The sequence below is a fragment of the Streptomyces sp. NPDC059010 genome, from assembly GCF_042740355.1.
GTDB lineage: Bacteria > Actinomycetota > Actinomycetes > Streptomycetales > Streptomycetaceae > Streptomyces.
The window spans coordinates 328845-348201 of record NZ_JBHYJA010000002.1; the positions used below are offsets into that span (position 1 = coordinate 328845).

Genomic DNA, 19357 nt, shown 5'->3' on the forward strand with positions numbered 1-19357 from the left:
GACGGGCGGCCCGCCCCCCGGCCCCCCCCCCCCCCCCCCCGCCCCCCCCCCCCCCGGGGCGGGGGGGCCCCCCCCGCCCCCCCCCGCCCCCGGGGCCCCCCCCACGGCAGGGTCTGCCTGTGGTCGCTGGAGAGCGACAAGGTCCACGGGCGGCCCCGGGTCGAGCACCACGGCAGCCCGGTCACCGAGGTCGCCTTCAGCGACGACGGCCGCCTGCTGGCCGCCGCGGAGGCCGACGGACGCGTACAGATCTGGCGCCTGGAGAAGGAGCAGCACGATGACTGAACCGAACGCGGCGGCCACCCCGACCGCCGCCCATGTCTACTTCGCCCCCGGCACGACGGCCGAGCAACAGGCGGCGCTGTACGGAGGCCTGGCCGGGCTGGGCGTACGAGCGCAGGGCGCGGTCGTCGGCAACTACCGCAGCGCCACACTGACCTGGATGGTGCTCGTGGTGCTGCCGCTCAGCGGCTTCCTCCAGGAGTGCGGCAAGAACCTCGCCCAGGACGCCTACCGCGCGCTCAAGGGCGTCATCGGCGGAGCGCTGCGCCGCGCCACGGGCCCGGCGCCCGAGCCGGAACCCGTCGTCGAGGGCGGCCCCGTGCTGATGCTTGAGGACACCGAAACGACCGTACGTCTCGCCTTCACACCGAATCTGCCGGACGACGCCTTCCGGCAGCTCTTCGACCTCGACCTCTCCTCCTCCCCGGGCCGGACCCTGCGATACGTCTCGGAGCGCAACCGCTGGGAATAGCGCCAAGCTCCCTTCTACTGTGGGCACTTCGAGCACGGGAGTGAGCAAGCGAGCACAGGGAGCGGCATGGCGGTGGAACAGCCGGTGGGGGCCGACATCGTGGGGGCGGACGTCGTGGCGGCCGTGCAACGGGTCTTCCGGGACGGGGTGCTGAGCGGGAGGTCGGCGTTCGCACCGCCGCACGAGTCGTGGACCAGGCCCCGGGCCGTCGATCTGCGCACCCGTTTCGTGGACCAGCCGGACGAGTCCTCGGACACGTTCCTGGTCAAGCTGCGGCGCCAGCTCGACGGCGCGCCGGACCTGACGATCGTGCTGGCGGCCGAGCTGCTGTTCGTGAACATGGCGCCGCTGGTCCCCGCGCAGATCGGCGTCGCGAAGAAGCTGCAGATCCTGGACGAGGTGCTGTCCTGGAACAGCCTGGTCGAGCCGGCCGTCCCCGACGACCTCAAGGCATGCCTCAAGGGCTTCATGAACGGCGGCCAGGGCTTCCTCAACTACCGGTGGGCGCAGTTCCAGATCCTGGTCCTGCTGGTGGAGCGGCTCACCGAGATGGCACCCGCCGAGCGGAACGCCGTACTGAACGACCCCTGGCGGTTCCGGGGCGAGTGCCTGGACGTGCAGCGGTCGGTGGGGCACAAGAAGGGGCGGGCGCAGATCCACGTGCTGTTGTACCTGCTCTTCCCGGACGCCTTCGAGCCGATCGCCAGCGCCCATCACAAGCAGGAGATCATCCGGGCCTTCGCCGACGAACTGCCCGAGGTCACCGGCGACGACGACCGCGATCTGCTCGCGCTCCAGCGCACGCTGCGGGTGCGGACCGGGGAACGCGTGTGGTTCTACCACGAGCCCTGGGTGAGCCGGTGGCGCAAGGGCTCCGTCGAGCGGGGGCAGCGCGGCTGGCTGGTCCGCGGGAACAACGTGGACGGGCACGACTTCGTCCCCGCGTGGCTCGCGCAGGGCTACTGCTCACTGTCCTGGCGGGAGATGCCCGAGATCCCCGCCGACTCCGCCAAACGGGACGTCCAGCGGGCCGTCGCGGAGGCCATGCCGGAGTCCAGCGTCCAGTCGCGCGGGCAGGCCGCCTACCAGCTGCATGCCTTCCTCACCGAGATGCAGCCGGGCGACCTCGCGGTCACCGTCACCCCGGACGAGGTCCACGTCGGCACGGTCCAGGGCCCGGCGTCGTACGACCTCTCGGACGGACCGGACAACGCCCGCCGCCGCCCGGTGCGCTGGGCCACCGCCGACCGCCCGCTGCGCAGGGCCGAGTTGCCGGAGACGGTGCAGGTCCAGCTGACCCGGCCGCCCGCGCTGTACGACATCAGCAGCGTCGCGGCCGAGCTCGCCGAGCGGGCCGGCCTTGAGGACGCCGTCGCCGAACCGCTGATCGAGGCCGACGTCACCAAGCCGCTCGAACTCCCGCCCGTCACCGAGGAGTTGGCCGCCCAGCTGATGATGCCGCTGCCCTGGCTCCGGGAGACCGCCGAGCAGCTCCAGGAGCAGCGCCAGCTCGTCTTCCACGGCCCGCCGGGCACCGGCAAGACCTACCTCGCGCGCACCCTGGCCCGGCATCTGGCCGGCCCGGACCGGGTGCAGCTGGTGCAGTTCCACCCCTCCTACACCTACGAGGACTTCTTCGAGGGCTTCCGGCCGGTCCGGGGGGAGGACGGTTCCGTGGTGTTCGACGTGCTGCCGGGGCCGTTCCGGCTGCTGGCCGAGCGGGCGGCCAAGGACCCGGCGAACCCGTACATCCTGATCGTCGACGAGATCAACCGGGCCAATGTCGCCAAGGTCTTCGGCGAGCTGTACTTCCTGCTGGAGTACCGGGACGAGCCGGTCACCACGCAGTACAGCCCGCACGACCCCTTCCAGCTGCCCGGCAACCTGTTCCTCATCGGCACGATGAACACCGCCGACCGCTCCATCGCCCTGGTCGACGCCGCGATGCGCCGCCGCTTCGCCTTCCGCCGGCTGTCGCCCGAGCGGCCGCCGGTCCAAGGGCTGCTGGAGCGCTGGCTGCACTCCCGCGGGCTGCCGGACACCGCCGCCCGGCTGCTGGCCGAGCTCAACGCCCGGCTCGGTGACGCCGACCGGGCGATCGGGCCGTCGTACCTGATGAAGCCCGGCGTGGCCCGGCCGGAGGGGCTGGACCTCATCTGGCGCACCCAGATCCTGCCCCTGCTGGAGGACCAGCTCTACGGCACGGGCGTCGACGTCGAGGAGGAGTACGGGCTCGCCGCCCTGCGGGCCGCGCTGACGGAGGAGGCGTGAGCGCGCTGGAGCTCACGGTGCGCGAGAGCGGGCCGGGTGCGGTGCGGGAGCTGACCGGCGACCAGGTCGCCGCCCTGCTCTCGATGCCGGGGCTGGTACGGCTGGCCCCGATGACGGGCGGCCGCTGGCGCCTGTCCGGCAACCAGAAGGTGGGGCTGGTGCGGCTGCACGGCCCGTCCGGCGGGACGGTGCGACTGCACCTGCGCCCGAAGCTCGCGGTCCGGGACCTGCTGTTCCTGCTCTCCTACTCCCCCACCGACCCCTGGCTGCCGGAGCCGGTCACCGCGGCCGAGGCCGACGACCTGCTGCCGGCCGTCGCGGATCTCCTCGCCCGCACCGCACGACGCACCCTGGAGGCGGGTGTCCTGCACGGCTACCGCACCGTCGAGGAGGACCTCCCCCTGATCCGCGGCCGTGTCCGCACCGCCGACCAGCTGCGCCGGGTCGGCCTGCCGCTCCCGGTCGCCGTCCGCTACGACGACCACACCCCGGACATCACCGAGAACCGCATCCTGCTCGCGGCCCTGCTCCTCGCCGCCGGGCTGCCGGGCGTACCCGCCCCCACCCGCCGGACCCTGCGCCACCTCGCCGACCGCCTAACCGGCGTACGGCCGCTACGGCCCGGCGAGCCGGCGCCCCGCTGGACACCGACCCGCCTCAACGCCCGCTACGGCCCCGCCCTGAGACTGGCCGAGCTGGTCCTGTCGGGCCGGTCCGTGCAGCCGACGGGCCGGACCCCCGCCGGGACGGACGGCTTCCTGCTCGACATGCCGGACGTGTTCGAGCGCTTCGTGGAGCTGGCCCTCGGGGCCGCCCTGTCCCGCCACCGGGTCCGGTGCGCCGCCCAGGAGGCCCACCACCGCCTGGACGAGGCGGGACAGGTCGGCTTCCGGCCGGACCTGGTGCTCTACCGGGCCGGCCGCCCCGTCTCCGTCGTGGACGCGAAGTACACCCGCCTGCGGGCCGCCGCCCCGCCCGTGGACCACCTGTACCAACTGCTCGGCTACTGCACGGCCCTGAACCTCCCGCGCGGGCACCTCGTCTACGCCGCCGCCACCGCGGACGGCCCGACGGACCACGTCATCCGGCACGCCGGGATCACCGTCACCGCCCACGCCCTGGACCTCGGCCTGCCGCCGCCGGCCCTGCTGTCGGCGGTCGCGGCGCTGGCCGACCGGATCGCGGACGCCAATCCACCCTGATCCGGCCGATGTTCCCGCGGCACGCGCGCGGGGCATCATCAACTCCCGTCCCCCCACCCCGCCTTCCGGGAGCCCCCACCATGATCCGTGGCATCGATGTCAGTGCCTACCAGTCCTCGTCCTACGACACCGACGGCGTCTCCTTCGTCTTCATCAAGGCGACGGAGGGCCGCTCCTACATCAACCCCAAACTCACCGCCCAGACCAAACGCGCCCGCGACGCCGGTCTGGTCGTCGGCTTCTACCACTTCCTGTGGCCCGGCAACCTCTCCGCCCAGGCCGACTACTTCGTCGGCAAGGCTCCCGAGAGGGCGGGCGACATCCTCGCGGTCGACTGGGAGACGACGAGCGAGGGGACGCATGCGAGCAACGCGGAGAAGGACCTGTTCATCCGCAAGGTGAAGGAGAAGCGGCCGAACAATCCGGTGATCCTGTACGCGAACAGGCACTACTGGCTCAACGTCGACACCACGTCCTATGCGGGCGACGGCCTCTGGATCGCCGACTACGTGACGGCGGGCAAGCCTCGCATCCAGGCGAAGTGGCGCTTCCACCAGTACACGGACCACCCGCTGGACAAGAACGTCGCGAATTTCTCCAGCAAGGCCGAGCTGCGCGAATGGGCTGAGAACGCCTGACGGCGGGAGCAGGCGGTCGCGCACGCCGAAGGGGCGCCCTCCCGGTCGGGAAGGCGCCCCTTCGGTGGAGATCACTTGTTCAGGAAGGCCCAGAACTCTTCGAACGACAGGAGCTTGTCGCCGTTCAGGTCGCGGCTCTTGATGATCGCCTCGGCGACCGCCTCGGTGACGTTCCAGTCGCCGCCCTGAGCCAGGGCGGACTTGAACTCGGCGGCGGTGATGGTGCCGTCACCGTCCGCATCGATGCGCTCGAACTGCTTGCGTGCTTCCTCGATGTCGATGTGCGCCACCGGTCCGCCCCTTTACTCGCGTTTTACCCGCGTCTGTCGTGTTGTGCTGGCTTGCTGCCGCAGGTCAGATTAACCGCCCGTCCGCACCTCCAGCGCGGCGACCACCCACGGGCCCCCCGCACGGTCCCCCGGAGAGGCGTCAGTGCCAGGACTCGTAGTGCGGATTGCTCTGGCAGCCGCTCATGATCTCGACCTTGGTCGTCTTGTTCACCGGGCAGACGCCGATGATGTACTTCCGCGCGATGCCACCGGGGAAGGCGACCTCCACCTGGTCGGCCCATTTGTGGGTGTCGCCGATGGTCTGGTTCACGTCGATGCCGCCGGGGGCGTCGATGTAGTAGTTCCAGCCCGACTTCCACCACGTCTTGTACAGGTCGTGGTCGTAGGACGTGGACACGAACGGGGAGGGCTGGTTGACCAGGACGTACTGCTCCAGGTCGTACTGGCCGTTCACGACGTCCTTCGGCTTGAAGCCCTCCTGGAAGACGATCTCCGGGCCGCGCCCGTCGGCCCGGTAGAGCGTGCCGCAGCTGGTGCGCCACGCCGGGGCGGGGGTGATGCGGTCGACGTCGACGCGGCGGTCGACGGCCGCCTTGATCTTGTCGTCGTACTGGACGGGACAGGCGACCGGGCCGGGGGCGGCGGCCCTGGCACCGGTCGCGGCAGCCATGGCGGAACGGCCGGTGGCCGGGGCGGGGGCGGCGCCGGGTGCCGTGGCGGCCGTCGTCATGAGGACGGCCGAGAGGGACAGAACGGCGGCAGCGGCCCGGCGCCGCAGGCGAGAGGTGATCATGCGAGTACGATCCCGGGCCCACGGGGGCCATTCGTGGAGCGTCACCCATACGGCGGCGTGTCCGCTGACCGCCGGTCAACCAACCGCCCAACTCGTCGTCGGCTAGCGGAAGATACCGGTGTGCCCCAGGGAGTAGCGGCCCGGCTGCGGGTAGACGGCGAGGCCGTGCGGGCCGCTGCCGACGGGGATGCGGGCGAGCTGTTCTCCGGTGCGGGTGTCGAGGGCGTACACCTCGCCGTCGTAGCGGCCCGACAGCCACAGCACCTTGCCGTCGGCGGAGACGCCGCCCATGTCGGGGCTGCCGCCGTCGGGCAGGTGCCACTTCTTGGTCAGCTTGTTCTTCCCGAAGTCGAAGACGGAGACGCTGCCCTCGCCCCGGTTGGAGACGTACATCTCGCGCGAGTCCCGGCTGACGTAGAGGCCGTGGCAGCCCTTGCCGGTGGGCAGGAGGGTGGGCTCGGTGAACTTGTCGCCGTCCAGGACCCACATGCCGTGGGCCATCATGTCGGCGATGTAGAACCTCTTGCCGTCCGGCGAGACCTTCACGTCCTGGGGCATCGCACCGTCGAAGGGCAGCTTCACCTGCCCCACGACCTTCATCCGCTCCGTGTCGACCTTGAGCAGTTCGCCGCTGAACTCGCAGGACACGATGAAGTACCGGCCGTCGAGGGAGAAGTCGGCATGGTTGACGCCGTAGCAGCTGACCGGCTCGGTCCTGATCCGCTTCATGGTGTGGGGGTCGCGGAAGACGAGTTCGCGGTCGAGGGAGGCCATGACGACGGCGTACTTGCCGTTGGGCGTGAAGTAGAGGTTGTACGGGTCGTGGACCTCGACGTCCTTGCCCGCCTTGCCGGTCTTCGGGTCGATGGGGGTGAGGGTGTGACCCCGGTTGTTGTTGACCCAGAGGGTCTTCATGTCCCAGGAGGGCACGACATGCTGGGGCTGACGTCCGACCCGGATGGTCTCGATGATCTCGTACGTCTTCGGGTCGATGACGGAGACGGTGTCCGACTCGCTGTTGGGGACGTAGACGCGGGACGGGAAGTCCTTGACGACCGGGGAGAGCTTGCCCGGGCGGTCGGCGGCGTAGACGTCCTTCGGGTCCAGTACGGGCGGCATGCCGGGCAGGGCCTTGATGGCCTTCTTCTTCGGCGGGGCGGGGATGGCGGCCTGGGTGCCCTTGCCGGGGGACTCGACGGTCCGGCTGCTGTCCTTGACGGACTCGGTGCCGCAGGCGGCGAGCGCGAGGAGGCCGATGCCGGCGAGGAGGGTGCGGGGGGTGAGGTTCATCGGCGGTTCTTCCGTGCGGCGGGGTGGGCCCCGGGGCGGTCGGTCGAGGTCACCGCACTATTTAATGAGTATTGCGTCGAAAAACGCATGATTCACCCGATAAGCGGCCCGTACGGGTCGCCACACCCAACTGCACCCGACCGGCCCTCGCCCCGGCCGCCTCACCTAGCGGTCGGCCACCCTCATCTCGAACCACGTCGTCTTGCCGCGCGGCAGCAGGTCCACACCCCACCGGTCGGAGAGTTTGTCGACGAGGAACAGGCCCCGGCCGCTGACGTCGAGTTCCTGGACCGGCATCAGACAGGGCAGCCCTCGCGAGGGGTCACGGACCTCGATGCGGATCCAGCCCCGGCGGCGGCGCATACGGAGGCCGAAGACCCGCGCTCCCGTGTGGCGTACCGCGTTGCCGACGAGCTCCGAGACGAGCAGGACCGCGTCCTCCGTCATTTTCGGGGTCAGGCCCCACTGACGCAGCACGACCACCTGCGCCAGCCGCCGCGCGGTCGCCGCGGACTCGGGGCGGGACGGGAGCGGAACCTCCGCCTCCGTGGGATTGCCGAACAGCTCCAGCGCCTTCGAGGCAGCCTCGTCCTCGACCCCCGGCGACCAGCGCGCCGCAGTGGCACGGCGATGTCCCCGCGGCTGTTCGATACCCTCCAGCCCCGCCATGCCCCCATCATGGCCGCCCACCGGGCCCTCCGGGGCCGTTCCCGCGGAATAGACCCCCCGGAACTTCGCATTCCGCAAGACCCCGTCGGCATATGACAGCGGCAGTTCGGGGCCCTCCGCAGCCCGTCCGACCTGCGACGATGAGTCTGCTGGAGGCAATCGGCGGGCTCCCTCGACAAGACACGCTTAAGGCTGGCTTAAGGCTCCCATAAACCGCCCCATCGAGGGACCCGGATCAGACATCCCGTCAATTGCAAGTGATTCGGCCGAGTTTCAGACCGAGGTTTCCTCCGCTCTCAGAGGAACTTCGCCTTGCCCGGACCCTCCTCCACGAAGCTCCGCATCCCGCGCTCCCGGTCCTCCGTCGCGAACAGCCCCGCGAACCAGTTCCGTTCCACCGCGAGGCCGGTCTCGATGTCCGTCTCCAGGCCGGTGTCGATCGACTCCTTCGCCGCACGCAGCGCGATCGCCGGGCCCTGCGCCAGCTTCGCCGCCCAGGCGTGCGCCTCGGCATAGACCTGCTCCGGCGCCACGACACGGTCCACCAGGCCGAGCTCCCGCGCCTCGTCCGCCTTCACCATACGGCCCGTGAAGATCAGGTCCTTCGCCTTGGACGGGCCGACGAGACGGGCCAGCCGCTGGGTGCCGCCCGCGCCCGGGATCAGGCCGAGCAGGATCTCCGGCTGGCCCAGTTTGGCGTTCTCCCCGGCGATCCGGAAGTCCGCGCACAGCGCCAACTCGCAGCCACCGCCGAGCGCGTAGCCCGTCACCGCGGCCACCACCGGCTTCGGGATCCGGGCCACCGCCGTGAACGAGTCCTGCAGGGCCCGTGCGCGCAGGACCATCGCGGTGTGGTCCATGGCCTGCATCTCCTTGATGTCCGCACCCGCCGCGAACACCTTCTCCCCGCCGTAGATCACCACGGCCCGTACGTCGTCACGCCGCCCCGCCTCCTCGGCGAGCTCCTTGAGCCGGTCCTGGGTGGCCACGTCCAGCGCGTTCATGGGCGGCCGGTCGAGGCGGAGGGTACCGACACCTTCGGCGACTTCGAGATTCACGGTCATGCGAGCAGGTTAACGGGGACTAACGGGAACGGCCCGGGTGCCGTACCTCACATGAGGTCGTACACCCGGGCCGCTGCCGAAAAACAAGGACCTGCTTACGCCTTCCACTTCTCCCAGGACATGTTCCAGCCGTTGAGGCCGTTGTCCGGAGCGACGATGTCGTCGTTGGAGCCCTTCACGACGACCACGTCGCCGACGATCGAGTGGTCGAAGAACCACGCGGCCGGCAGGTCGCGGTCGTAGCCGCCGCGCGCGTCCCGCAGGCCGATGCAGCCGTGGCTGGCGTTGTAGTTGCCGAAGGCGTCGCCGCCCCAGTAGTTGCCGTGGATGAAGGTGCCCGAGTCGGTCAGCCGCATGGCGTCCGGGACGTCCTTGATGTCGTACTCGCCGCCGTAGCCGACGGTCTCGCCGTTCATACGGGTCACCCGGAGCCGCTCGCTGATGACCATCTGGCCGTTCCAGGAGTCGTAGCCGGGCTTGCCGGTCGTGACCGGGATGGTCTTGACGACCTTGCCCTCCTGCATCACCTTCATGGTGTGCTTCTTGGCGTCGACGACCGAGACCTGGTTGCGGCCGATGGTGAAGGAGACCGTCTTGGCCTGCTTGCCGTAGACGCCGGGGCGGCCCTCCACCCCGTCCAGGTTGAGCTGGACCGTCACCTTGGTGCCGGTCTTCCAGTACTTCTCAGGACGGAAGTCGAGGCGGTCGTTGCCGAACCAGTGGCCCGCGACCTCGACGGCCGGCTCGGTCTTGATGCTGATGGCCTTCTCCACGTCCTCGGGGTTGGTGATGCCCCGGGTGAAGCGGACGGAGAACGGCATTCCGACGCCGACCTTGGAGCCGTCCTCGGGCGTGAAGTTGCCCAGGAAGGTGTTCTTCGGGGTCAGCGTGGTGAAGTCGGCTTCCTTGGCGGCCTCCAGGCCGGCCGAGTCCTTGGCGACCGCGTGCACCGAGTACTTCGTGGCGGCGGCCAGATGCGTGGCCGGCGTCCAGCTGGCGCCGTCGCCGGATATCTGCCCGGCTATCGCCTTGCCCTTGGCGTCCTTGACCTCGACGGCCGTCAGCTTGCCCTTGGCCGCGGTCACCTTCAGCGCGCCGCTGGTCTCGACGGACTTCGCGCCGTCCCCCGGCGCTATCGTCACGACGGCCCGGGACTTCTTGGCCTCCGCCGTGCCGGAGTCCCCGCCCTTGCCGTCGCCGCTCCCCGAGTCCGCTCCGCCGCCCCCGCACGCGGTGACGGCGAGCAGCAGCACACCGGCCAGCGCCGGCAGCCCCTTGCGCCCACGCCTGGCGCGCGCGTCAACCGACGCCCCCGATATCGGCCGCACGTTCAAGTCCTTCTCCCCTCCCGGGCTCAGCGCCCTGTCGGGCCTGGTCAGCCCGCTCCCCCGCGCGCCCGCGGCGCGCACCGGCGAATATTAACCACAAGGCCAGGGCATCGACGCCGCGCGTTTGTCACCGTTCCGTTCCAACATCGGCAGCCGGCCGACGGGTCGAGCAACCCACCCCCCTGTCCTGTTACTTCACCGCACTCCCCGCCTTCCACTCCTTCCAGCCCATATTCCATCCTCCGAGGCCGTTGTCGGGAGCGACCTTTTTGTCGTTGCTGTGGACGACCTCGACGACGTCCCCGACCAGGCTGCGGTCGAAGAACCAGCCCGCGGGCGTCTCGGAGCCACCGCCCTTGACGTCCCTGAGTCCGACGCAGCCGTGGCTGACATTGGTCCGTCCGAAGATGTCGGAGTCGGCCCAGTAGTTGCCGTGCAGGAAGGTGCCGGAGTCGGTGAGCCGCATGGCGTGCGGGACGTCGGGGATGTCGTACTCGCCCTTGCCGTTCTTCTTCTTGAAGCCGACCGTGGCGCCGTTCATCCGGGTCAGTTCGAGCATCTCGGTGACGACCATCTTGCCGTTGTAGGTGGTGTTCTTCGGGGAGCCGGCCGTGACCGGCACGGTCGCGAGCAGTTCGCCGTCGCGCCGGACCTGCATGGTGTGCTTGGCGGCGTCGACGAGGGCGGCCTGGTGGCGGCCGACGGTGAACGAGAACGTCTTCTCCTGGAGCCCGTACACCCCGTGCGCCCCCTCGACGTCCCGCAGGCGCAGCGCGACGGTGACGCGGGTGCCGGGCTTCCAGTGGTACTGGGGGCGGAAGTCGAGGCGGGCCTTGCCGAACCAGTGCGGGCGGATCTCGACGGCCGGTTCGGCGGTGACCTGTACGGCGCGTTCGACGGCGGCGCGGTTCTCGACCGCCCGGTTGAACTTCAGGGAGACGATCATTCCGGTGCCGACGGTGGAGCGGTGCTCCGGGGTGACGTATCCGATGAACCGCTCGTCGGGGACGTGCGTGGTGAAGGTCGTGTGCCGTGCGTTGCGGCGCCCGTGGCCGTCGAGGGCCACCGCGTCGATCGTGTACTTGGCGGCCAGCGCGAGCCCGGGGGTGTCGGGCTCCCAGCGCAGGCCGTCCTCGGAGATGCGCCCGGGCACCGGGGAGTCCTGGGCGTCCTGGGACCTGACGACCTTCACCGACTCCAGGCGCCCGCTGAGCACCCGGACGAGCAGCGGGTCGTCGGGGCGTGCGTCCTTGCTGCCGTCGTCGGGCGTCACCCGGATGACGTCCTCGGGCGCCGGCGCCTTGCCCAGCATCTGGTCGATGCCACCGCCGCCCGCAGTGCAGCCGGCCACCCCGGCCAGCAGGCCGGCCCATGTCAGTACGGCGGCCAGCACGGCCCCCGCGCGCCGCGCGCGCCCTTGTACATGCCTCACAAAGACCCCAACGACCGGGGTGGTCCTGGGGAAACGTGAGTGCGAGCCACACGGTGGGCAGAACAGTGGGGAGGACGACGCGACGGGGAGCCGCGGCCAGGGACGACCGCGTGCTCTCCTCTCCCCTCGTGTGGTCCCTGAGCCGTGGGAGGCCGACAGGTGTCGAGCGCAGCCGAGCAGGAGGCGGTGGCCGCCGCGGTCGCCGCTGAGGAGGGGCGCCCGGCCGCCGTCGTGAACGGGGCGCGGCGCAAGACCCCCGCCGTGCCCGTGTGGCCGGGCACGCCGGTGCCGCTCGGCGCCCGCTTCCGGGTCGGCCCGGACGGGGTGGCGGGCACCAACTTCGCGCTGTGGGCGGGGGGCGCGGAAGCGGTCGAGCTGTGTCTCTTCGACGACCAGGGCAAGGAGACCCGGGCCCGGCTCTCCGAGCTGACGCACGAGATCTGGCACGGCTTCGTGCCGGGTGTGATGCCGGGTCAGCGCTACGGCTACCGGGTGCACGGCCGCTGGGACCCGTGGACCGGCGGCCGCTGGAACCCGGCGAAGCTGCTGCTCGACCCGTACGCACGCGCGGTGGACGGCGACTTCAGCCTGCCGCCCGAGGTGTACGGCCATGTCCGCGACTGGCCCCAGCAGCATGTCGCGGACACCGTGCGCGACGACCGTGACTCGGCGCCGTACGTCCCGAAGGGTGTGGTCGTCCATGACGACGCCCCGGACGACGAGTGGATGGACGACCGCCGGCCGAAGACGCCGTGGGCCGACTCGGTGATCTACGAGGTGCATGTGCGGGGGTTCACCAAGCTGCACCCGGGGATTCCGCAGGAGCTGCGGGGGACGTACGCCGGTCTGGCGCATCCGGCGGCCATAGAGCACCTGGCCGGGCTGGGCGTGACGGCCGTCGAGCTGCTCCCGGTCCATCAGTTCGCGCACGAGGACCATCTGCTGCGCAAGGGCCTGCGCAACTACTGGGGCTACAACTCGATCGGGTATTTCGCCCCGCACGCCGCCTATGCCGCCTCCGGTACGACGGGTCAGCAGGTCGGTGAGTTCAAGCGGATGGTGCACGCCCTGCACGCGGCCGGGATCGAGGTCATCCTGGACGTCGTCTACAACCACACGGCGGAGGCGGGCGAGCTGGGCCCGACGCTGTCGCTGAAGGGCATCGACAACCGGGGGTACTACCGGCTCCAGTCGGACGCGCGCCGGTACGCGGACTACACCGGCTGCGGGAACACGCTGCACGTCGTCCAGCCGCATGTGCTGCGGCTCATCACCGACTCGCTGCGGTACTGGGTGACGGAGATGGGCGTGGACGGTTTCCGGTTCGACCTGGCGGCCGCTCTGGCCCGCTCCATGCACGACGTCGACATGCTCTCGCCGTTCCTCGCCGTCATCGCCCAGGACCCCGTGCTGCGGCGGGTGAAGCTGATCGCCGAGCCGTGGGACGTGGGATCGGGCGGCTACCAGGTGGGGGCCTTCCCGCCGCTGTGGACGGAGTGGAACGACCGCTACCGCAATGCCGTACGCGACTTCTGGCGGGGCGCGCTGCCGGACGTACGGGATTTGGGGTACCGCCTGTCGGGGTCCAGCGATCTGTACGCGTGGGGCGGTCGGCGGCCGTACGCCTCCGTCAACTTCGTGACCGCGCACGACGGCTTCACCCTTCGCGACCTGGTGTCCTACGAGCGCAAGCACAACGAGGCGAACGGCGAGGGCAACCGGGACGGCTCCGGGGACAACCGGGCCTGGAACTGCGGCGCCGAGGGCGAAACGGACGACGAGAAGGTGCGGGCACTGCGGCGACGGCAGCTGCGGAACCTGCTGACGACGCTGTTGCTGTCGACGGGCGTGCCGATGCTGGTCGCGGGCGACGAGCTGGGGCGCACCCAGCGCGGCAACAACAACGCCTACTGCCAGGACAACGAGATCAGCTGGCTGGACTGGGGGCTCCTTGAGGAGCCGGGCTGGAAGGCGCTGTTCGATCTGACGTCCCGGCTGATCGAGCTGCGGCACCGGCATCCGGTGCTGCGTCGCCGGGCGTTCTTCTCCGGGCGGGCGCACTCGGCGGACGGGCTGCGGGACCTGGCCTGGTTCACCGCGCGGGGCACCGAGATGACGGAACGGGACTGGTACGCGCCCGCCGCCACGCTGGGCATGTATCTGTCCGGGCGGGACATCCCCGGCCGCGACGAACGCGGGGCGCCGGTCCTCGACGACAGCTTCCTGGCCGTGCTGCACGCCGGGGACCGGGCGACGAGCTTCGTGCTGCCGGGGCCGCCGTGGGCGCAGCGGTACGAGGTGGTCGTCGACACGTCGAGGGAGGAGCAGGGGGAGGCGCCGGGCGTGGAGCATCCGGCGGGGGCGGCGATCACGGTGCCGGGGCGGGCGGTGCTGCTGCTGCGGGTGCTCGACTGAGCGCGGTGTGCCAAGGCGGCGTTGCAGTCCCGTGAACTCCGCGCCGGATTCCTGGTCAGGGGGCCGGGCCCGCTGATCGACTGAAGCGCATGCCCGAGATATCCCGCCGTGCCTTCGGTGGTCTCGTCGGCGGTGGCGCCGTGACCGCCGTCGCCGGTACGACCACTGCCGCCGAGGCCGCCGAAAACGCCGCAGCCTCCCCCGCCGAGCGCCCCTTCAAGGCCCGCCCCACCTCCTCCGGCGAGCGCCCCAACATCCTCGTCATCCTCGGCGACGACCTGGGCTGGGCCGATCTGTCGTCGTACGGCGCCCCGCACATCAAGACTCCCCACCTCGACCGGCTGGCCCGGCAGGGCGTGCGGTTCACCGACGCGTACTCCGGGTCGGCGACCTGCTCACCCACCCGGTTCAGCCTGTACACCGGGCGGTACCCGGGCCGTACGCCGGGCGGTCTCGCCGAGCCCATCGCCGACAAGGCGCAGGGGCTGGACCCGAACCACCCCACCCTGGCCTCCCTACTGAAGCGGGCGGGCTACGCCACCGCGCTGATCGGCAAATGGCACTGCGGCTGGCTGCCCGACCACAGCCCCACCAAGTCGGGCTGGGACGAGTTCTTCGGCAACTTCGGCGGCGTCCTGGAGTACTTCTCCAAGCTCGGCCAGCTCGGCACGTACGACCTCTACGAGGGCGACGCCGAGTACAAGGACCTGCGCTACTACACGACCGTGCTGACCGAGCGGGCCGTCGAGTACGTCGGCCGGGACCACGACAGGCCCTGGCTGCTGAACCTGAACTTCACCACCCCGCACTGGCCCTGGCTGGCGGAGGGGGATGAGGAGACCGGCGCGGAGATCGAGGCGAAGATCCGGGCTGCGAAGAGCCGGGCGGAGGTCAGCCGGGCGCTCAACCACTACGACGGCGGCTCGGTGGAGAAGTACACGGAGATGGTGCAGAGCCTCGACGCCGCCGTTGGGGAGGTCCTCGCCGCCCTGCGCCGGTCCGGGCAGGAGGAGAACACGGTGGTGGTGTTCGCCAGCGACAACGGCGGCGAGCGCTACTCCTACAACTGGCCGCTCAGCGGCGAGAAGTTCGTCCTCCTGGAGGGCGGCATCCGGGTGCCCACCCTCGTGCGCTGGCCCGCCCGCATCGACGGGCACCAGGTGAGCCACGAGCCGAACTTCTCCCCCGACTGGACGGCGACCCTGCTGGAGTTCGGCGGCGCCCGCCCCGACCCGGCCTACCCGCTGGACGGCACGAGTCTCGCGGGCTATCTGCTGCGCGGCGAGCAGCTGCCGGAGCGCGACCTGTTCTGGCGGGTGCGGGCCAATCGTGCGCTCAGGCGCGGCGACTGGAAGTACTACCAGGACGCGGACAAGACCGACCACCTCTACAACCTGGCCGCCGACGCCCGCGAACAGGCCGACCGGGCCCCGGACGAGCCGGAGTTGCTGGCGGAACTGAAGGCGGCCTGGGAGAAGACCGCCGCCACCCTGCTGCCGTACCCCGGCTGACTGCCGTACGCCGGCTAGCCCAGAATCCCCCGCTGGTACGCCGTCGCGACCGCCGCCGCGCGGTCGTTGACGCCCAACTTGGCGTACAGGTGGGTGAGATGGGTCTTCACGGTCGCCTCGCTGATGAAGAGCTCGCGGGCGATCTCGCGGTTGGACGTGCCCTTGGCGACCAGGGCCAGCACCTCGCGTTCGCGCGCGGAGAGCGGCTCGTTGCCGGGGGCGCGGACCGCCGACACCAGGCGGGAGGCGACGGCCGGGGAGAGGACGGTGCGGCCCTCCGCCGCCGCGCGGACGGCCGTGAAGAGCTCGTCGCGCGGGGCGTCCTTCAGCAGATAGCCCGTCGCGCCCGCCTCGATCGCGGGCAGCGTGTCGGAGTCCGTGTCGTACGTCGTCAGGACCAGAACCTTCGCGCGGGCGGAGCGGCGGGTCAGCTCCCGGATGGCGTCGACTCCCCCGCCGCCCGGCATGCGCAGGTCCATCAGGATCACGTCCGGGTCGAGGGCGGCGGCCCGCTCCAGCGCCTCGACGCCGTTGGACGCCTCACCCAGGACCCGGAAGCCCGGGGCGTTGTCGAACATGCCGCGCAGACCGTCCCGTACCACGGGATGGTCGTCGACGATCAGCAAAGAGACCTCGTCAGTCATGGCGGACCAACGGTACGCGAGCCGACAGGGCCGTGCCGTGACCCGGCTCGGACTCCACGGTGAGGGAGCCCGCGATGCGTTCGGCGCGGGCGCGCATGCCGTCCAGGCCGAAGCCGCCGGTGCGGGTGCGTTCGGGGAGGGCGAGCGGGTCGAAGCCCTGTCCGTCGTCGCGGATGTCGAGGATCACCTCGTCGCCCAGGTAGGACAGGGTGACGCCGACGCGGGAGGCCCGGGCGTGACGGGCCGCGTTGGACAGCGCCTCCTGGACGATCCTCAGCAGGGTCGCCGCGACCTCGTCGTGGAGCTGCTCAGCCGTGCCGGTGACGGTGAAATCGGCCCGTACACCCGTCCGTTCACCCCATTCGGCGACCGTCTTCTTCAGGGCCTCGGCGAGCCCCGCGTTCTCCAGCGCCACCGGCGCGAGGTTGTGCACCGAGCGGCGGGCCTCGCCGAGGCTGTGCCGGGCCAGGGTCGCGGCGCGGTCGAGGTGGGTGCGGGCGGTGGGCAGGTCGGGGGCGCTCGCGACGACCTGGAGCTGGGCGATGATGCCGGTCAGGCCCTGGGCGATGGTGTCGTGGATCTCGGCGGCGAGCCGGCGGCGCTCGTCGGCGACGCCCGCTTCCCGGGCCTGGACGAGGAGTTGGGCGTGGAGGGCGGCGTTCTCGTCGAGGGCCTGCTGCAACGCCGTGTTGGTGCGTTCGAGTTCGGCGATGGTGGCGGCGCGTTCGCGGGAGCGCCGCTCCTCCTGCTCGGTGAGGTGGGCGATCACCGACTGGAGGGCGAAGTTGGCGGCCAGGAGCCCGGCGAAGGCGCCCCACTGGCCCACGTTCTTCGGTGGCAGCCCGCCGGACTGCGAGCCGGCCAGGGTGACCGCGCTCGCGAACAGTCCGAGCCGTCGCCACATGCCCGGGATCAGCTCGTCGGCGTCCATGTAGCCGCTGGCCGCGTAGAACCCGAAGAACGGGTTGATCCAGGTGAGCGCGAACGCGATCGCCCAGCGCACGATGTAGTAGGCGGTCCCGGCCCGGGACGGCGTCCGGCCGCGGTCGGTGCGGCGCGGCCGGGTGCGGTGCCACCACAGCTGGAGTGCGATCCCGGCGAGGACCAGGGCCCCGGCGCCGTACCACTCGACGGGCCCGTTCATCAGGTCCGGGCTGACGGCCGACAGGGCGACGCTGACGCCGAGCAGCCCGTACGGCCCCCAGGTGTGCAGTTGTTCCCAGTGCCGGTCGATCTGTGCGTCCCCCGCGGTCATGCACTCAGTCTGCACGGCCCCTCGCCTACTCCCAGCGGAACCGGCGCGCGGCTCCGGCCGTGAGCAGCACCGTCCAGGCCACGAGCACGCCCAGATGGCCCCAGCCCGGCCAGTCCCCCGCCGCCGCCTGGTTCAGGGCCTCGGCCGCCGCGCCGAAGGGCGTGTAGCCGACGCTCTTCGCCAGCACGTCCGGCATGGTCTGCACCGGCATCCACACGCCCGCGCAGAACATCGCCGGGAAGAACACGGCCGACCCGATGGCGCCCGCGATCTTCGTCGTCCGGGACAGCGCGGAGATCACGGCGCCCAGCGCGAGGGCGACCAGCACGGCCAGGAGCAGGGCCATGGCGTATCCGAAGCCCTGCCGCGGCAGCCGTACGTCGAAGGCGAGCCGGCCGACCGCCAGGGCGAGCAGCGCGGAGGTCAGGGCGGCGCCGCCGAAGAGGAGCATCTGCGCGGACAGCAGGGCGGCCGGACGGACGGGGGTGGTGGACATCCGGCGCAGGATGCCGCGTTCGCGGTAGCCGGTGAGGGTCTGCGGCATCGCCTGGATCCCGCCGACGATCATGCCGAGCAGCACGGCCACCGGGACGTAGCCGTCGATCGGGCGCAGCCCGTCGAACGACGGGTCGCTCTCCCGGAAGGCCGGGATCGAGCCGAGGATCACCAGCAGCAGGGTCGGGAACCCCAGCATCCAGAACAGGGCGCCGGGCTCCCGGCGGAAGAGCCGGACCTCGGTCCTCAGTACGGCGGTGTTGATCAGGGCCGCGCTCATGCCGCTGCCTCCTTCGTGTCGCTCGTCGTGTCGCCCTTCGTGAGGTCGAGGAAGGCGTCGTCCAACGTGGCGTCGTTGACCCGGAGCTGATGGGCCGTGATGTGGGTGCGGGCGAGGAGCGTGAGGACGGCGTTGACCGTCTCGTCGGTGCCGGCGAGGGTGATCCGGCCGTCCCGGTGCTCGACGGACGCGAGCGCGGGCAGCGCGTTGAGGTCGCGCTCGTCGAGCGGGGCGGACGGCGTGAAGCTGATGACGGTGGCGCCCGCCGAGCGGCGGATCAGCCCGGCCGGGGTGTCCAGGGCGGCCACCCGGCCTTTGTCGATCACCGCGATCCGGTCGCAGAGCCGCTGTGCCTCCTCCATGAAGTGGGTGACGAGGAGGACGGTCACACCGTTCGCGCGGATGTCCTCGATCAGCTCCCAGGTGTCCCGGCGGGCGCGCGGGTCGAGGCCGGTGGTCAGCTCGTCCAGGACGACGGCCCGGGGGTTGCCGACCAGGGCTAGCGCGATGAACAGCCGTTGCTTCTGGCCCCCGGAGAGCTTGCCGAACCGGCTGGTGAGCTTGGCGGTCAGGCCGAGGCGTTCGGCGAGCGGCCGCCAGTCGAGCGGGTCCGGGTAGAAGGCGCTGTACAGCTCCAGCGCCTCGCGGACGGTGAGCTTGGCCTGCAGCTCGCTCTCCTGGAGCTGCGCGCCGAGCACCCGGCGGGTGGCCTCGTGCTCGGCGACGGGATCGAGGCCGGTCACCCGGACGCGGCCGGCGTCGGGGACCCGCAGGCCCTCGACGCACTCGACGGTGGTGGTCTTGCCGGCGCCGTTGGGGCCGAGGATGCCGAAGATCTCGCCCTCCTCGACGGCGAAGGAGACGCCGTCGACGACGGTTCGGCCGCCGTAGGACTTGCGCAGGTCGGTGACTTCTATGACGGACATGGCATCAGCGTCGCGGCGGGGCGGGGGCCGGCACATCGGCCGTCGCGCTCGAAGCCGTATCGACCGATCGGTTGACGGCGTCGTACGACCCCCTCGCATC

The 19357-nt window shown here is 71.2% G+C and carries 18 protein-coding genes; 7 read left to right on the top strand and 11 right to left on the bottom strand.

The window, feature by feature from the left end:
• Nucleotides 1–126: 126 nt before the first annotated feature.
• From ACFWYS_RS03635 to ACFWYS_RS03655, 5 genes are all read left to right on the top strand, one after another.
• Complete coding sequence (locus tag ACFWYS_RS03635; protein WP_384762828.1) at nt 127–285, top strand: hypothetical protein; 159 nt, start codon at nt 127–129, stop codon at nt 283–285.
• Complete coding sequence (locus ACFWYS_RS03640; protein WP_384762726.1) at nt 278–754, top strand: hypothetical protein; 477 nt, start codon at nt 278–280, stop codon at nt 752–754. Before ACFWYS_RS03635 ends, ACFWYS_RS03640 begins: the two co-directional genes overlap by 8 nt.
• A gap of 66 nt (nt 755–820) precedes the next feature.
• Nucleotides 821–3025 carry an McrB family protein gene (locus ACFWYS_RS03645; RefSeq protein WP_384762728.1) on the top strand — a complete coding sequence of 735 codons (2205 nt, stop codon included), beginning with the start codon at nt 821–823 and terminating at the stop codon, nt 3023–3025.
• Entirely contained in the window at nt 3022–4227 is a 1206-nt protein-coding gene (locus ACFWYS_RS03650) for an McrC family protein (protein ID WP_384762730.1), read from the top strand. Before ACFWYS_RS03645 ends, ACFWYS_RS03650 begins: the two co-directional genes overlap by 4 nt.
• A gap of 80 nt (nt 4228–4307) precedes the next feature.
• Nucleotides 4308–4865, top strand: coding sequence for a glycoside hydrolase family 25 protein (locus ACFWYS_RS03655; protein ID WP_384762732.1), 558 nt, complete (start codon nt 4308–4310; stop codon nt 4863–4865).
• A 71-nt stretch (nt 4866–4936) separates the two neighbouring features.
• On the opposite strand, the gene ACFWYS_RS03660 is transcribed toward ACFWYS_RS03655, so the two are convergent.
• The 7 genes from ACFWYS_RS03660 to ACFWYS_RS03690 form a co-directional block, all read right to left on the bottom strand.
• Nucleotides 4937–5155: an EF-hand domain-containing protein gene (locus ACFWYS_RS03660; protein WP_384762734.1), complete on the bottom strand. Its 219-nt coding sequence runs from the start codon at nt 5153–5155 to the stop codon at nt 4937–4939.
• A 139-nt stretch (nt 5156–5294) separates the two neighbouring features.
• Nucleotides 5295–5948, bottom strand: a complete 654-nt coding sequence (locus ACFWYS_RS03665) for an ADP-ribosyltransferase (protein ID WP_384762736.1) — start codon at nt 5946–5948, stop codon at nt 5295–5297.
• Nucleotides 5949–6050: 102 nt separating this feature from the next.
• Nucleotides 6051–7238, bottom strand: coding sequence for a PQQ-binding-like beta-propeller repeat protein (locus ACFWYS_RS03670; protein WP_384762738.1), 1188 nt, complete (start codon nt 7236–7238; stop codon nt 6051–6053).
• A 165-nt stretch (nt 7239–7403) separates the two neighbouring features.
• Entirely contained in the window at nt 7404–7907 is a 504-nt protein-coding gene (locus ACFWYS_RS03675) for an ATP-binding protein (protein ID WP_384762741.1), read from the bottom strand.
• Nucleotides 7908–8203: 296 nt separating this feature from the next.
• The gene (locus ACFWYS_RS03680; RefSeq protein ID WP_384762744.1) at nt 8204–8971 is read right to left on the bottom strand and encodes an enoyl-CoA hydratase/isomerase family protein; all 768 of its coding nucleotides are present in this window, start codon (nt 8969–8971) and stop codon (nt 8204–8206) included.
• 95 nt (nt 8972–9066) lie between these two features.
• Nucleotides 9067–10305 carry an Ig-like domain-containing protein gene (locus ACFWYS_RS03685; protein ID WP_384762747.1) on the bottom strand — a complete coding sequence of 413 codons (1239 nt, stop codon included), beginning with the start codon at nt 10303–10305 and terminating at the stop codon, nt 9067–9069.
• Between the two features lie 184 nt (nt 10306–10489).
• Nucleotides 10490–11731, bottom strand: coding sequence for an Ig-like domain-containing protein (locus tag ACFWYS_RS03690; protein WP_384762750.1), 1242 nt, complete (start codon nt 11729–11731; stop codon nt 10490–10492).
• Between the two features lie 159 nt (nt 11732–11890).
• Between ACFWYS_RS03690 and glgX the strand changes: the two genes are divergently transcribed.
• A complete protein-coding gene (gene glgX, locus ACFWYS_RS03695; RefSeq protein WP_384762751.1) occupies nt 11891–14146 on the top strand; it encodes a glycogen debranching protein GlgX in 2256 nt (751 codons plus the stop codon).
• Between the two features lie 89 nt (nt 14147–14235).
• Nucleotides 14236–15657: a sulfatase gene (locus ACFWYS_RS03700; protein ID WP_384762754.1), complete on the top strand. Its 1422-nt coding sequence runs from the start codon at nt 14236–14238 to the stop codon at nt 15655–15657.
• Between the two features lie 14 nt (nt 15658–15671).
• Here ACFWYS_RS03700 and ACFWYS_RS03705 read toward each other — a convergent pair whose 3' ends face one another.
• From ACFWYS_RS03705 to ACFWYS_RS03720, 4 genes are read right to left on the bottom strand one after another with little or no spacing between them, the layout of a single operon-like run.
• Nucleotides 15672–16301, bottom strand: coding sequence for a response regulator (locus tag ACFWYS_RS03705; RefSeq protein WP_384762756.1), 630 nt, complete (start codon nt 16299–16301; stop codon nt 15672–15674).
• A complete protein-coding gene (locus ACFWYS_RS03710; protein ID WP_384762758.1) occupies nt 16294–17556 on the bottom strand; it encodes a sensor histidine kinase in 1263 nt (420 codons plus the stop codon). The genes ACFWYS_RS03705 and ACFWYS_RS03710 overlap by 8 nt, the downstream gene beginning before the upstream one ends.
• A 25-nt stretch (nt 17557–17581) precedes the next feature.
• Nucleotides 17582–18331, bottom strand: coding sequence for an ABC transporter permease (locus ACFWYS_RS03715; RefSeq protein ID WP_384762761.1), 750 nt, complete (start codon nt 18329–18331; stop codon nt 17582–17584).
• Entirely contained in the window at nt 18328–19257 is a 930-nt protein-coding gene (locus tag ACFWYS_RS03720; RefSeq protein ID WP_384762764.1) for an ABC transporter ATP-binding protein, read from the bottom strand. The genes ACFWYS_RS03715 and ACFWYS_RS03720 overlap by 4 nt, the downstream gene beginning before the upstream one ends.
• Nucleotides 19258–19357 lie beyond the last annotated feature (100 nt).

Excerpts from the sequence above, each read along its gene's own strand:
- ACFWYS_RS03665 (WP_384762736.1), bottom strand. The coding sequence starts at position 5,948 with ATGATCACCTCTCGCCTGCGGCGCCGGGCCGCTGCCGCCGTTCTGTCC.
- ACFWYS_RS03640 (WP_384762726.1), top strand. The coding sequence starts at position 278 with ATGACTGAACCGAACGCGGCGGCCACCCCGACCGCCGCCCATGTCTAC.
- ACFWYS_RS03715 (WP_384762761.1), bottom strand. The coding sequence starts at position 18,331 with ATGAGCGCGGCCCTGATCAACACCGCCGTACTGAGGACCGAGGTCCGG.
- ACFWYS_RS03670 (WP_384762738.1), bottom strand. The coding sequence starts at position 7,238 with ATGAACCTCACCCCCCGCACCCTCCTCGCCGGCATCGGCCTCCTCGCG.
- ACFWYS_RS03700 (WP_384762754.1), top strand. The coding sequence starts at position 14,236 with ATGCCCGAGATATCCCGCCGTGCCTTCGGTGGTCTCGTCGGCGGTGGC.
- ACFWYS_RS03645 (WP_384762728.1), top strand. The coding sequence starts at position 821 with ATGGCGGTGGAACAGCCGGTGGGGGCCGACATCGTGGGGGCGGACGTC.
- ACFWYS_RS03675 (WP_384762741.1), bottom strand. The coding sequence starts at position 7,907 with ATGGCGGGGCTGGAGGGTATCGAACAGCCGCGGGGACATCGCCGTGCC.
- ACFWYS_RS03655 (WP_384762732.1), top strand. The coding sequence starts at position 4,308 with ATGATCCGTGGCATCGATGTCAGTGCCTACCAGTCCTCGTCCTACGAC.
- ACFWYS_RS03680 (WP_384762744.1), bottom strand. The coding sequence starts at position 8,971 with ATGACCGTGAATCTCGAAGTCGCCGAAGGTGTCGGTACCCTCCGCCTC.
- ACFWYS_RS03710 (WP_384762758.1), bottom strand. The coding sequence starts at position 17,556 with ATGACCGCGGGGGACGCACAGATCGACCGGCACTGGGAACAACTGCAC.
- ACFWYS_RS03720 (WP_384762764.1), bottom strand. The coding sequence starts at position 19,257 with ATGTCCGTCATAGAAGTCACCGACCTGCGCAAGTCCTACGGCGGCCGA.
- ACFWYS_RS03705 (WP_384762756.1), bottom strand. The coding sequence starts at position 16,301 with ATGACTGACGAGGTCTCTTTGCTGATCGTCGACGACCATCCCGTGGTA.